Below are 13630 nucleotides of genomic sequence, written 5' to 3' on the forward strand. Positions count from 1 at the left end.
AAGCCCGGCGGACGATGGGGTGAAGGAGGGTCGTATGACAGAAGCGGAACCGGCGGCGACTGAGCGCCGCATCTCGATCGGCGATCTGGCGGAGCGCGTGGAGACGATCCTGCGTCGGCACGGACTGAACGCGGTGCAGGCGGGAGCATTGGCGCGCACGATGGTGGCAGGCGAGCGCGATCACTGCAAGTCGCATGGCATCTACCGGATCGAGGGTGCGCTGCGCACGGTGGCCGCGGGAAAGGTGCGGCCCGATGCCGTTCCCGATCTGGCGGAAGACGGGGGGGCGATCGTCCGGGTGGATGCGCGCGGCGGCTTCGCCAACCCGGCCTTCGAGCTCGGTGCGCCCGCGCTGGCGCGGGCCGCGCGGCGATACGGACTGGCGGCGCTCGTGATCAACGACTGCACCCACTTTGCGGCGCTATGGCCGGAGGTCGAGGTGCTGGCCGGGGAGGGGCTGGCCGCCCTTGCGCTTTGCCCGAGCTACGCAACCGTCGCGCCCGCCGGCGGGACGCGTCCTCTTCTCGGCACCAATCCGCTCGCCTTCGGATGGCCACGTCGGGAGGGCCACCCGTACGTCTTCGATTTCGCGACATCGGTGGCGGCGCGCGGGGAGGTGGAGTTGCGCCGTCGCGCCGGGAAGGACCTGCCCGACGGCTGGGCGATCGACCGAAACGGCGAGCCGACGCGCGACCCGGAGGCCGCGTTGGCGGGGGCGATGCTGCCCTTCGGCGGCCACAAGGGCTCGGCGATCGCGACCATGATCGAGCTTCTGGCCGGCGTCATGATCGGCGATCTGACCAGTCCCGAGGTTCTCGACAAGCTCGGCACCACCACGCTCGCCCCGATGCATGGCGAACTGATCCTCGCCTTCTCGCCGGAGCATTTCGCCAAGGGGCGCCCGGGCGATCCCTTGGCGCGGGCCGAGATGCTGTTCGAGGCGATCGTCGGCCAAGGCGCGCGGCTGCCCTCGCAGCGCCGCTTCGCCGCGCGTGCCGTGTCGGAGCGCGACGGCATCGCCCTGAGCGAGGCCGAGTTCACGCTTCTCGACCGGTTGGCGAGCCAGGCCATTTGATCGGGAAGGCGTTAGGCGGCGCCTCCTTAGGCGAGTCATCGAGCGCCCCGTCCGTTGCCAGCCGGAAAACGCAGGGCTCGAGGATGCGGAAGATCCTCGCGCCCCCCGTGCCGACGCGCGCGATTCGACCGGTTGCTACGGATCGTGCGGCGAATGGTAGACAGGGGCGTTCGCCCTGCCGTCGCGGTCGCGAATTTCGCTTGGCGGATCGTCTCCCAGGGCGCGACGTCCATCGTGGCGATCCGGCGGCCCGGCGGTTCCCCGGCCATCCTCCATGGCGATCCAGGCGATGCGACGCCATTCCCATCCCAGCCAAAACGGCTAGGTCTTTCGGCGACAGTTCAGTCCCGGTTCGGGACGATCGATACGGAAGGCAGCGATCACCATGGCGGCAGACCCCACCGAAACCGTCGAGGATCTCGTTGCGAAGTCGATGCTGCATCAGGCTCGGCTCTTCGCCGAGAGCTACGGCGGTCAGGGGCGGCTGTGGCAGCGACCCTATGCCGAGACGCGACCTCGCGTGGCGTCCGCCATCGCCTCGGTCTGGTTCACCGCCTACCCGTCCTCGGTGATCACGCGCAGCGGCGACTCCGTCCTGAAGACGCTGGGCGATCCCCAGCTCTGGTCCGCCCTGTCCTCGATCGGCGTGCGAGGCATCCATACCGGGCCGATGAAGCGGGCCGGCGGCTATCGCGACGGCATCTACACGCCGACCATCGACGGCAACTTCGACCGCATCGGCTTCGAGATCGACCCGGCCTTCGGCACCAGCGAGGAGTTCGTCGCCGTCAGCCGCATGGCGGCCGCCCATAACGCGGTCGTGGTGGACGACGTCATTCCCGCCCATACCGGCAAGGGGCCAGACTTCCGCCTCGCCGAGATGAACCATTCCAGCTATCCCGGCCTCTACCACATGGTGGAGATTCCCGAGGAGGAGTGGACGCATCTGCCCGAGGTGCCGGAGGGGCGCGACGCGGTGAACCTGCCGCCCGCGACCGTCGACTACCTGAAGGAGCGGGGCCTGATCGTCGGTCAGCTCCAGCGCGTGATCTTCTTCGAGCCGGGCGTGAAGGAAACGGACTGGAGCGCCACCGGACCCGTCGCGGGCGTCGACGGCAAGCTGCGCCGCTGGGCCTATCTCCACTACTTCAAGGAGGGCCAGCCGAGCCTCAACTGGCTCGACCCCTCGTTCGCGGCCCAGCAGATGATCATCGGCGACGCGCTCCATTCGATCGACCATATGGGCGCGCGCGGACTGCGCCTCGACGCCAACGGCTTTCTCGGCGTCGAGCGCCGCATCGACGGCCCGGCGTGGTCGGAGAGCCATCCGCTGTCGGTCACCGGCAACGCGTTGCTCGCCGGCATGATCCGCAAGGCGGGCGGCTTCTCGTTCCAGGAGCTGAACCTCACCGTCGACGACATCGCGGCGATGTCGAAGGGGGGCGCCGACCTGTCCTACGACTTCATCACGCGGCCCGCCTACCATCACGCGCTGCTGACCGGCGACACCGAGTTCCTGCGCCTGATGCTGCGAACGGTGCACGAGTTCGGCATCGACCCGGCCTCGCTGATCCACGCGCTGCAGAACCACGACGAACTGACCACTGAGCTCGTCCACTTCTGGACGCTGCATGCCGACGACATCTACACCTTCGCGGGCCAGACATGGCAGGGCCGGACGCTGCGCATGCACCTGCGCGACGTGATCCGCGAGCGCTTGTCGGGTGCCAGCGCGCCCTACAACCTGCCCTTCGTCACCAACGGCATCGCCTGCACCACGGCGAGCGTCATCGCGGCCGCGCTCGGCATCTCCGACCTGGGCGAGATCGACGAGGCGGCGGTGGAGCGCATCCGCCGCGTCCATCTCCTGCTCGCCATGTACAACGCCTTCCAGCCCGGCGTCTTCGCGTTGTCCGGCTGGGACCTCGTCGGGGCGCTGCCGCTGGAGCCGCGCCAGGTCGAGCACCTCATGGGCGACGGTGACACGCGCTGGATCGAGCGCGGCGCCTACGATCTCACCGGTGCCAACCCCGACGAGGCACGCTCGGCCGACGGCATGCCACGCGCCCGCGCGCTCTACGGCGCCATCACCGATCAGCTCAAGGACCCGCAATCCTTCGCCTCGCAGCTCAAGCGCCTGTTGGCTGTGCGCGACGCCTACGGCATCGCCGCCAGCCGCCAGACGCTGATCCCCGACGTCGTGGCGCCGGGGCTGCTGGTCATGGTGCACGAGCTGCCGGACGGGCGCGGCACGCAGGTCACCGCCCTTAACTTCGGCGCCGAGGCGATCGACGAGGTGGTGACGCTGCCGGGAACGCGGCCGGGGCCGGTCGTCGACATGATCGCCGAGACGATCGAGGGCGATCTTCTGGAAACCGGCGAATTGCGCATCTCGCTGGAGCCCTTCGAAGGGCTGTCGCTTCGCATCATCGGCAACCTGCCGACGCTCTGAAGGGGAACAACCGATGCCGGACGCGGCAAGGGATTGGACCGGGGGACGCTGGCTCAACGAGCCGGCGTCCTGGCGGCGCGAGGGTTCGAGCCTCCTCGTCTCGACCGACCCGGACACGGACTTCTGGCGCGAGACCCACTACGGCTTCGTGCACGACAGCGGGCACGCGCTGCTGTTCGAGACGACGGGGGACTTCACGGCGTCGGTGCGCGTGCGGGCGTGCTACGATCACCTCTACGACCAGGCCGGCCTCATGGTGCGGGTGGATGCGCAGACCTGGATCAAGGCCGGCATCGAGATGTCGGACGGACGGCTTCATCTGGGAAGCGTCCTGACGGCAGGCCGCTCCGACTGGGCGACCTTTCCCTACGAGGGGAACGGCGAGGACATACGGCTCCGCGTCACGGTTCGCGCGGGTACGTTGCGTCTCCAGGCCTCGGCGGACGGCCTGCGCTGGCCGCTGCTGCGGCTCTGCCCCTTCGCCGCGTCGTCGACCTACGAGGTCGGGCCGATGTGCTGCACGCCCGGTCGCTCCGGCCTCGCGGTCCGGTTCGACGACTTCCGGCTCGGACCACCCTCGGACAAGGATCTGCACGACCTGTCGTGACGGCTTGGCGGGACTGAGCGAGGGCGCAGCTCCGGCCCCGCCGAGAGGACGGTCGGCCGGGCGGCGCCGGTCATCGCTCGGATCGCATGAGGTCGATGATGTGCCGGCCCGAGCCGCGCACATGCGTTTCGATGGCGCGTGTCGCCCCCTCCGTATCCTGCTGCTTCAGGCAGCGGATGAGCTCGCGATGCTCGGCCAGGCGCGCCGCATAGCGCGAGCGCCCGATGGTCAGCCCCCGGCTGATCGTGCCCAGCGTCTTGCGATAGCGATGCCAGAGCTCGACGGCGTTGCGGTTGTAGTGCCGGTCGTAGACGACGCGATGGAAGTCCTCGTCGAGCTGGTCGTAGCGGTCGTGCCGCTCGAAGCCGAGCGCCTCGATCTCGTCCTGGATCGCCTCCATGCGGGCGATGTCGGCATCCGTCGCGTAATCCGCGAACCAGCGCACGAGATAAGGCTCGATCAGGACGTTGATCTCGTACATGTCGCGCACGAAGCTCTCGTCGATCGGCCGAACGCGGGCGCCCCGGTTCGGCTCGATCACCACGAAGCCTTCGCCGCGCAGCTGCTGGAGCGCCTCGCGGACCGGGTTGGTGCTGGTGCCGTAGCGCGCCGCGAGCTCGCCGACCTTCAGCCGCGCCCCCGCCGGGATGAGACCGGCCAGGATGTCGTCGAGCACCCGGTCGTAGATCCGCCCGGACGCCGCGGGCGAAAGCGGATCGCCCTCTGTCCGAGGAAGCGGCAGCGTGGCGAGACGTTCGGAAGCCATGCGGTTCTCACACATTCCATTTGACAGATAATGTACGATCTGTTCGTTATCATGGCAATTCCGCTGGCGATGACGAGGCGGTTTGAGCGAAGACACCGCGAAAAGGCGGGCTTCGATGGGAGGAAGAACCATGCGGTCCGCTGATCGGCGCAGCTTGTCCTGGCATCTGTTTCTCGGCACGGCCTTGGCCCTGTCAGTGGGCTCGTCGGCGCTGGCGGCCGACTATCGTCAGGCGCCCATGCTCGACGCCAAGGTTTCCGATGGCAGCCTGCCGCCCGTCGCCGAGCGCCTGCCGGCGGACCCCTTCGTCGAGACGCTGATCAACGGGACGGGGCGCTACGGCGGCAACCTGCGCACCACGATCCTCGGCGGCGGCGACCAGTACAACATCACCCGCACCATCGCGAACGAGACGCTGGTCCGCTGGACGCCGGACTGGACCAAGACCGTGCCCTCGATCGCCGAGAGCGTCGAGGCCTCGCCCGACGCCAAGACCTTCACCTTCAAGCTGCGCCGCGGCATGCGCTGGTCGGACGGCGCGCCCTTCAACGCCGACGACATCATGTTCTGGTACGAGGACGTCTTCTCGAACCCGGCGCTGACGCCTTCCAAGAACCCGACCTTCACGGTCGCGGGCAAGCCGGTGGTGGTTGAGAAGATCGACGACCAGACCGTCGTGTTCCGCTTCGAGAGCCCCTACGGCCTGTTCCTGCAGCAGCTCGCCTACGGGCAGGGCCATGCGCCGATCATCTACCCCAAGCACTACCTCTCGCAGTTCCACGAGAAGTACAACAAGGAAGGGATCCCGGCGCTTCTGGCCAAGAACCCCTCGGTCGGCGACTGGGTGTCGCTCTTCAACTCCAAGGTCTCGCCGAACTTCCAGCCGGTCTACTGGCAGAACCTCGAGTTGCCGACGTTGAACCCTTGGGTCCTCACCGTGCCCTATGCCGACCAGGACCGCGTGGTGGCGAGCCGAAACCCCTACTACTGGAAGGTCGATCCGGCGGGGAACCAGCTGCCCTATCTCGACACGATCACCTGGGCCAAGCTCGACGACGTGCAGCTCATGCTGCTGCGCGCCACCAGCGGCGAGCTCGACTACGCCTTCCGCCACATCAACAACTCGACCTACAAGTCCGTGCTCTACGACGCGCAGGAGCAGGGCCACTACCGCCTGATGGACGTCGCCGACCTGCCCGCCAACGACGCGACGCTGCTCCTGAACCTCAACGTCCAGGACCCGATCAAGAACGCGCTCTTCAACAACAAGGACTTCCGGATCGCGCTCAGCCACGCGATCAACCGGCAGGACATCATCGACCTCGTCTATGTCGGGCAGGGCGCGCCTTCGCAGGTCGGGCCGCTGCCCGAGCACGAGCTCTACAACGAGCGCCTGTCGAACCAGTACATCGAGTACGACCCCGAGCAGTCCAAGCAGATCCTCGACCGCATCGGTCTCGACAAGAAGGACGCGCAAGGGTTCCGCCTCGGACCCGACGGCAAGCGCTTCACGATCACCTTCATGGTCGCCGACGTGTTCGGCCTGAGCTATCCCGACATCATGCAGATGGTGCAGCAGTACGCCGCCGAGGTCGGGCTCGACATCCAGATCCGCACCACGGACCGCGCGCGCCTCAACTCCATGTGGTACGCCAACGAGCAGGACGCCTACATCTGGAACTGCGTGGGCGGGCGCGCCGAGGCCTATACGGACGTGCGCTGCTACATGCCCTTCCAGAAGGCCGACATCTTCTTCGCCTCGAAGTGGGCCGACTGGTACGCCAACCACTCCAAGGGCGAGGAGCCGCCGGCCCCGGTCAAGGAGCACATGGCGCTCTACGACAAGGTCAACGAGGCGGTGACCGACGAGGCGCGGCTGGCCGCCATGAAGGTCTACCTCGAAAAGGCGGCCGACAACTTCTACACGATCGGCATCTCGCGCCCGATGCCGAAATACGCGCTGATCAACCGCGACATCAAGAACGTCTTCGAGCCGATCCCGATCACCGGCAACCTCTGGCACCCCGCACCGACGCTGACCCAGTGGTATTTCGACCGGCCGGCGCAGTGACGCGCTAGGCCCTCGGCGGCGGGCTCCGGCCCGCCCTTTCACGAACAACGAACAGGATCCCGGGATGCTCAGGTTCATCCTGCGACGCATCGCGTACATGGTTCCCACCCTGTTCGCGGTCTCGGTCGTCGCCTTCGTCATCATCCAGCTGCCGCCCGGCGACTATCTCACCACGCTCATGGCCGACTGGGCGAGCGGCGGCGGGGCGGTCGAGATGGGAACGGTCGAGGTCCTGCGCGAGCGCTACGGCCTCGATCAGCCGATCTGGATCCAGTACTTCTACTGGGTCTCCGGCATCGTGACGCGCGGCGACTTCGGCATCTCGTTCGAGCTGAACCGGCCCGTCACCGACGTCATCTGGGGACGGCTCGGCTACACGTTCCTGATCTCCTTCTGCACGCTCCTGTTCATCTGGGCCCTGGCGCTGCCGATCGGCATCTACTCGGCGGTGCGCCAGTACTCCGTCGGCGACTACGTCGCGACCTTCTTCGGCTTCCTGGGGCTGGCCATTCCGAACTTCCTGCTCGCGCTCGTGCTCATGTACGTCACGGTGAGCTACTTCGGCGCGAGCGTCGGCGGGCTCTTCTCGCCTGCCATGGTGGACGCGCCCTGGGGGCCGGCGAAGTTCGCCGACTTCCTCGCCCATGTCTGGCTGCCGATCGTGGTGGTGGGCACGGCGGGCCTCGCCTCGCTGATCCGCATCATGCGGGCGAACCTCCTCGACGAGCTCCACAAGCCCTACGTCACGACGGCGCGCGCCAAGGGCGTCTCGGAGTTCCGCCTCCTTCTGAAGTACCCCGTGCGCGTCGCCCTGAACCCGTTGATCTCGACGCTCGGCTGGATCCTGCCGGCGCTGGTCTCGGGCGAGATCATCGTCTCGGTCGTGCTGAGCCTTCCCACCACCGGGCCGATGCTGCTGCGCGCGCTGCTCGCCCAGGACATGTACCTCGCGGGATCGATCATCCTGATGGTGAGCGTGCTGACGCTCATTGGGACGCTCGTCTCCGACATCCTCCTCGCCATCGCCGACCCGAGGATCCGCTTCCAATGAGCGACATCGCGACCACCGTCGGCCAGCCCCTCGACCCGCAGCCCTCGCCGCTCGAGACCGGGCGCCGCGACCTCGCCGTCGCCGGGCAGTGGACGCTGTTCTGGCTGAAGTTCAAGCGGCACAAGCTCGCCGTCGTCAGCCTCGTCGTGGTGGCGTTGCTCTACCTCGTGGCGCTGCTCGCCGACTTCATCGCGCCCTTCGACCCGAACGCGGCCAACGCGCGCTACACCTATGCGCCGCCGCAGGGTATCGGGCTCTTCCTTTCGGACGGGGAGGGGACGCATTTCGCCCCCCACGCAGCAGGCCTCAAGATGGAACTCGACCGCGTCGCCATGCGCCGCGTCTTCCAGGTCGATCCGGACAGCCCCGTGCGCCTCGGCTTCCTCGTGCCCTCCGCCCCCTACAAGCTCGCGGGCCTCATCCCGATGCAGCGCAAGCTGATCGGCTCGGTGGAACCCGGCAAGCCCTTCTATCTCCTAGGCGCCGACCGGCTCGGGCGCGACATCTTCAGCCGCGTCGTCTACGGCGCGCGCATCTCGCTCTCGATCGGCCTCGTCGGCGTCGCCATGAGCCTCGTTCTCGGCGTCGTTCTCGGCGGCATCTCGGGCTACTACGGCGGGGCCGTCGACACCGCGATCCAGCGCGTCATCGAGTTCCTGCGCTCGGTTCCCACCATTCCGCTCTGGATGGGTCTGGCGGCCGCCGTGCCGCTGAGCTGGCCGCCGGTGCGCACCTACTTCATGATCACGCTGATCATCTCGCTGATCGGCTGGACGAGCCTGGCGCGCGAGGTGCGCGGGCGTTTCCTGAGCCTTCGCACCGAGGACTTCGTGCTGGCCGCCCGGCTCGATGGGGCGTCCGAGGCGCGCATCATCCTGCGCCACATGGTGCCGTCGTTCGCCAGCCACATCATCTCCGTGATGACGCTCGCCATCCCCACCATGATCCTCGCCGAGACCTCGCTCTCGTTCCTTGGCATCGGGCTCCAGCCGCCGATCGTCTCGTGGGGCGTCCTCCTGCAGGAGGCACAGAACATCCGCGCGGTCGCGCAGGCCCCCTGGCTCCTGTTCGTGCCCGGCGGCGCGGTGGTGATCGCGGTGCTCGCCCTCAACTTCCTGGGAGACGGGTTGCGCGACGCCGCCGACCCCTACAGCCGATGACCGAGACCCTCGCCACCATCGAGGCCGCCGCCATCCCCGAGCTCGTGCTCGAGGTGCGCGATCTCAGGACCCACTTCGAGAACCGGACCGGTGTCCTGAAGGCGGTGGACGGCGTCGGCTTCGACGTGCGGCGCGGCCGCACGCTCGCGGTGGTCGGCGAATCGGGCTCTGGCAAGAGCGTCACCGCGCGCTCGATCCTTCAGATCGTCGACCGTCCGGGGCGCATCGTCGGCGGCTCGATGCTGCTCCATCGCCAGGACGGGACCAGCGTCGACCTCGCCCAGCTCGACCCGCGCGGCCGCGAGATCCGCGCCGTTCGCGGGCGCGAGATCGCCATGATCTTCCAGGAGCCGATGAGCTCGCTCTCGCCGGTCCACACGATCGGCTCGCAGATCGAGGAGGCGCTCGCCGTCCACCTCGATCTGACGCGCACGGAGGCGCGGCGGCGCGCGGTCGATCTGCTGTCCCAGGTCGAGATCCCCAACGCGCAAGCCGCCGCCGACCGCTACACGTTCGAGTTCTCCGGCGGCATGCGCCAGCGCGCCATGATCGCCATGGCGCTCGCCTGCAACCCGTCGATGCTGATTGCCGACGAGCCGACCACCGCGCTCGACGTCACCACGCAGGCCGAGATCCTCGACCTCATCGCCAAGCTCCAGCGCGAGCACGGCATGGGCGTCCTATTCATCACCCACGACATGGGCGTCGTCGCCGAGATCGCCGACGAGGTCGCGGTGATGCACCACGGCCGGCTCGTCGAGACGGGGCCGACCGACCAGATCTTCCATGCGCCGAAGGCCGACTACACGCGCATGCTGATCGATTCGGCGCGCAAGCTCGAGCACAAGGCCGAGATCCGCGCGAACCGGCCGGCGAAGTCCGTGCCCGCCGCGCCGCTGATCGAGGTGCGCTCGCTCACCATGCGCTTCGGCAAGGGACCCTCGCCGGTGAAGGCGGTGGACGACGTGTCGCTCACCGTCGCACCCGGCGAGACGCTCGGCATCGTCGGCGAGTCGGGATCGGGCAAGACCACGATGGGGCGCTGCCTCCTGCGCGTCTACGAGCCCTCCGCCGGCTCGATCGGCTATCGCCGCGCGGACGGCTCGGTGGTGGACCTCGCCAAGGCCGACCGGCGCACGCTCAAGAGCTGCCGGCGCGAGATCCGCATGATCTTCCAGGACCCCGTGTCCTCGCTGAACCCGCGCATGACGGTGGCCCAGATCGTCGGCGAGCCGCTCTACGTGAACGGCGTCGCCAAGGGACGCGAGCTCGACGAGCGCGTCTGCGAGCTGCTTGCCCAGGTCGGGCTCGATCCCAGCTGGCGCGAGCGCTATCCGCACGCCTTTTCCGGCGGGCAGCGCCAGCGCATCGTGATCGCGCGCGCCATCGCGCTCAAGCCCCGGCTCATCGTCGCCGACGAGGCGACCGCCGCGCTCGACGTGTCGTTGCGCGCGCAAATGCTCGATCTCCTGATCCGGCTGCAGGACGAGCTCGACCTCTCCTACGTCTTCATCAGCCACGACATCGGCGTGATCCGCTACATGTGCGACCGCGTCGCCGTGATGTACCGGGGCCGCATCGTGGAGACCGGCCCGACCGACGAGGTCTGCGACAACCCGCGCCACGGCTACACGCAGGCGCTGCTCTCGGCCATCCCGCGCCCCGACCCGCGCGAGCGCCGCCTCCACACCCGCTTCCGCTACACCGCCTGAGAAGGATGCTCCCGTGAAGATCCAGGACATCCGGGTCATCGTGACCTGCCCGGGCCGCAACTTCGTGACCGTAAAGATCCTCACCGACGAGGGGCTGACGGGCATCGGCGACGCCACGTTGAATGGGCGCGAGCTCGCCGTCGTCGCCTATCTCGAGGAGCATGTCGTCCCCTGCCTGCTCGGGCGCGACCCCGCGCGCATCGAGGACATCTGGCAGTATCTCTATCGCGGTGCCTACTGGCGGCGCGGGCCGGTCACCATGGCGGCGATCGCGGCGATCGACACCGCTCTCTGGGACATCAAGGCGAAGGCGGCCGGCATGCCGCTCTACCAACTCCTGGGCGGCGCCTCGCGCGAGCATGTGCTGTGCTACGGCCACGCGCAGGGCACGACGATCGAGGAGACCGTGGAGGCGGTCGGTCGTCGCCGGGAGGAGGGCTACCGCGCCATCCGCGCCCAGTCCGGCATACCGGGCTTGCCCAACGTCTACGGCACGGGCGCCTTTTCGGTCTCCACCACGGCCGCGACCGACGCCCTGCCGCGCGAGGAGGCCTGGGATACCGCCAAGTACCTCGTCCACACGCCCAAGCTCTTTGCGGCGCTGCGCGACGCCTTCGGCTTCGATCTCCACCTTCTGCACGACTCGCACCACCGCCTGACGCCGATCGAGGCCGCGCGCCTCGGCAAGGACCTCGAGCCTCACCGCCTGTTCTGGCTGGAGGACACGGTCGCCGCCGAACACCAGGAGAGCTTCCGCCTGATCCGGCAGCATACGGTGACGCCGCTGGCTGTCGGCGAGGTGTTCAACACGATCTGGGACGCGCGCCTCCTGATCGAGGAGCAGCTGATCGACTACATCCGCACCACCGCCGTTCACGCCGGCGGGCCGACGGCGCTGCGCCGGATCATGGATTTTGCCTCGGTCTACGGCGTGCGCACGGGCTGCCACGGGGCGATGGACATGTCGCCCGTGTGCCTGGGCGCCAACCTTCATCTCGACCTCTGGGCGCCGAACTTCGGCATCCAGGAATATTCCGGCTACACCGACGCCACGCACGAGGTCTTCCCGCACAGCTGGACCTACGACGCCGGCCAGCTCCACCCGGGCGACGCGCCCGGCCACGGCGTCGAGATCGACGAGCGCCTCGCCGCGAAATACCCCTACGAGCGCGCCTACCTGCCCGTGAACCGTCTGGCCGACGGCACGCTCTGGCACTGGTAGCCCGACCCTTTTCCCGCACCCATGAGGACCCGCCCATGAAGATCGCCGCCGTGCGTCCGTTTCCCGTCTGGGTCGGCACGCGTAACCAGCTCCTCGTCAAGATCGAGACCGACGAGGGCATCTTCGGCTGGGGCGAGTCCGGCCTGTCGAGCCGCGAAAAGGCGGTGGCCGGCGCCGTCGAGCACTACGCCCAGTTCCTGGTCGGGCGCGACCCCATGCGCATCGGCGCCCTCTGGCAGGAGATGTACCGCTCGCAGTATTTCGAGGGCGGGCGCGTGCTCACCGCCGCCATGTCGGCGATCGACATCGCGCTGCACGACATCAAGGGCAAGGCGCTCGGCGTGCCCGTCTACGACCTCCTCGGCGGCAAGCAGCGCGACCGCGTGCCGACCTTCGCCACCACGGCGGCCGAGCCCGGCGAGGCGATGATCGATCAGGCGCACCAACTGGTGGAGGCGGGCTGGGACTGCATCCGCTTCATGTCGGTCGGCCAGGAAAGCACCGCCCCGCTCGACCCCCGGCGCTCGCTCGCCGAGACCGCGCGCTGGATGGTGCGGGCGCGCGAGGCGCTGGGCACCGACGTCTCGCTCGGCATCGACTACCACCACCGACTCAGCGTCGCCGAGGCCGCCTCCTTCTGCCAGCGCATGCCGAGCGGCACGCTCGACTTCCTGGAGGAGCCGATCCGCGACGAGACGCCCACCGCCTACGAGGCGCTGCGCCGCCTCACCGACGTTCCCTTCGCGATCGGCGAGGAGTTCTCCTCGAAGTGGCAGTTCCTGCCCTTTATCGAGCGCGACATCCACCAGTTCAACCGCATCGACGTGTGCAACGTCGGCGGCCTGACGGAGGCCATGAAGGTCGCCGGCTGGAGCGAGGCGCACTACGTCGACCTCATGCCGCACAACCCGCTCGGTCCCGTCTGCACGGCGGCGACCATCCATCTGGCGGCGGCCGTTCCGAACTTTGCCTGGCTGGAAACGCGCTCGTCGCCGGTGGAGCGTCACTTGGGCTTCGATTCCAGCGAGATCTTCCCGGTCCAGCCGCGGCTGGAGGGCGCGGTCTATCCGGTCTCCGACGCGCCCGGTCTCGGCATCGAGGTGGACGAGAAGGCGCTGACGCGCGAGCCCTTCCGCTTCTGGGAGGCGCCGCACCTCAAGCGTCCGGACGGCTCCGTCACCAACTGGTGACGGTGCCCCCGCAAGGAGGCAGAACCGACCCGTCCGGGCGACGGGTAAAGCGGCTCAGCGATGTCATGGGAGGCCGATGCACCGCCGCCCTCGCGGCGTCTGCGCGGTGCCCGATGTACGGCTGCGCCGCGCGCGGCAGCGAGACGGAATGGGATCGTCATCGTCTTCCGCCCAGAATCGCCGCAGCTTGCGCCCGGCACCGCATGTGTCGGATGCGTCGGTTCCGACCCGATCTTCGGCCGCTGTCCGCTCCCGCCGCGTCGCCGGCGAGGCTGCGTGGCCTCGGCTTCGTCGTTGGCGCGCTTTCGTGTAGGTCTTTCCGCA

The 13630-nt window shown here is 68.4% G+C and carries 10 protein-coding genes; 9 read left to right on the forward strand and 1 reads right to left on the reverse strand.

The genetic code is table 11. The features are described from left to right. Positions 1-34: 34 nt before the first annotated feature. The 3 genes from BLQ76_RS16500 to BLQ76_RS16510 all read left to right on the forward strand — a co-directional run bounded on the left by BLQ76_RS16500 (position 35) and on the right by BLQ76_RS16510 (position 4134). Entirely contained in the window at positions 35-1075 is a 1041-nt protein-coding gene (locus BLQ76_RS16500; protein WP_090675768.1) for an Ldh family oxidoreductase, read from the forward strand. Positions 1076-1460: 385 nt separating this feature from the next. Beyond that, positions 1461-3527, forward strand: a complete 2067-nt coding sequence (gene treS, locus BLQ76_RS16505) for a maltose alpha-D-glucosyltransferase (RefSeq protein ID WP_090675542.1) — start codon at positions 1461-1463, stop codon at positions 3525-3527. Between the two features lie 13 nt (positions 3528-3540). Further along, the gene (locus BLQ76_RS16510) at positions 3541-4134 is read left to right on the forward strand and encodes a DUF1349 domain-containing protein (protein WP_090675544.1); all 594 of its coding nucleotides are present in this window, start codon (positions 3541-3543) and stop codon (positions 4132-4134) included. 70 nt (positions 4135-4204) lie between these two features. Here the strand turns inward: BLQ76_RS16510 and BLQ76_RS16515 are convergent, their stop codons facing one another. Continuing rightward, a complete protein-coding gene (locus tag BLQ76_RS16515; RefSeq protein ID WP_090675770.1) occupies positions 4205-4900 on the reverse strand; it encodes a GntR family transcriptional regulator in 696 nt (231 codons plus the stop codon). Between the two features lie 130 nt (positions 4901-5030). Here BLQ76_RS16515 and BLQ76_RS16520 point away from each other — a divergent pair, with 130 nt between their 5' ends. The 6 genes from BLQ76_RS16520 (at position 5031) to BLQ76_RS16545 (ending at position 13306) form a co-directional block, all read left to right on the forward strand. Next, positions 5031-6971, forward strand: coding sequence for an ABC transporter substrate-binding protein (locus tag BLQ76_RS16520; protein ID WP_090675546.1), 1941 nt, complete (start codon positions 5031-5033; stop codon positions 6969-6971). Positions 6972-7035: 64 nt separating this feature from the next. Continuing rightward, positions 7036-8022: an ABC transporter permease gene (locus BLQ76_RS16525; RefSeq protein ID WP_090675548.1), complete on the forward strand. Its 987-nt coding sequence runs from the start codon at positions 7036-7038 to the stop codon at positions 8020-8022. Next, entirely contained in the window at positions 8019-9182 is a 1164-nt protein-coding gene (locus tag BLQ76_RS16530; protein WP_090675550.1) for an ABC transporter permease, read from the forward strand. The genes BLQ76_RS16525 and BLQ76_RS16530 overlap by 4 nt, the downstream gene beginning before the upstream one ends. Beyond that, entirely contained in the window at positions 9179-10894 is a 1716-nt protein-coding gene (locus BLQ76_RS16535) for an ABC transporter ATP-binding protein (RefSeq protein ID WP_090675553.1), read from the forward strand. Before BLQ76_RS16530 ends, BLQ76_RS16535 begins: the two co-directional genes overlap by 4 nt. A 13-nt stretch (positions 10895-10907) precedes the next feature. After that, on the forward strand, positions 10908-12116 hold the full coding sequence (gene manD, locus BLQ76_RS16540) for a D-mannonate dehydratase ManD (protein WP_090675555.1): 1209 nt from the start codon (positions 10908-10910) through the stop codon (positions 12114-12116). A gap of 35 nt (positions 12117-12151) precedes the next feature. Next, positions 12152-13306, forward strand: a complete 1155-nt coding sequence (locus tag BLQ76_RS16545; RefSeq protein ID WP_090675558.1) for a mandelate racemase/muconate lactonizing enzyme family protein — start codon at positions 12152-12154, stop codon at positions 13304-13306. Positions 13307-13630 lie beyond the last annotated feature (324 nt).

It is taken from the genome of Aureimonas jatrophae (genome assembly GCF_900104035.1).
Lineage (GTDB): Bacteria > Pseudomonadota > Alphaproteobacteria > Rhizobiales > Rhizobiaceae > Aureimonas > Aureimonas jatrophae.

Bases quoted from the DNA above. Each gene is read 5' to 3' on its own strand.
- BLQ76_RS16545 (WP_090675558.1), top strand. From the start codon at position 12,152: ATGAAGATCGCCGCCGTGCGTCCGTTTCCCGTCTGGGTCGGCACGCGT.
- BLQ76_RS16525 (WP_090675548.1), top strand. From the start codon at position 7,036: ATGCTCAGGTTCATCCTGCGACGCATCGCGTACATGGTTCCCACCCTG.
- BLQ76_RS16535 (WP_090675553.1), top strand. From the start codon at position 9,179: ATGACCGAGACCCTCGCCACCATCGAGGCCGCCGCCATCCCCGAGCTC.
- BLQ76_RS16510 (WP_090675544.1), top strand. From the start codon at position 3,541: ATGCCGGACGCGGCAAGGGATTGGACCGGGGGACGCTGGCTCAACGAG.
- BLQ76_RS16520 (WP_090675546.1), top strand. From the start codon at position 5,031: ATGCGGTCCGCTGATCGGCGCAGCTTGTCCTGGCATCTGTTTCTCGGC.
- BLQ76_RS16515 (WP_090675770.1), bottom strand. From the start codon at position 4,900: ATGGCTTCCGAACGTCTCGCCACGCTGCCGCTTCCTCGGACAGAGGGC.
- BLQ76_RS16530 (WP_090675550.1), top strand. From the start codon at position 8,019: ATGAGCGACATCGCGACCACCGTCGGCCAGCCCCTCGACCCGCAGCCC.
- treS (WP_090675542.1), top strand. From the start codon at position 1,461: ATGGCGGCAGACCCCACCGAAACCGTCGAGGATCTCGTTGCGAAGTCG.
- BLQ76_RS16500 (WP_090675768.1), top strand. From the start codon at position 35: ATGACAGAAGCGGAACCGGCGGCGACTGAGCGCCGCATCTCGATCGGC.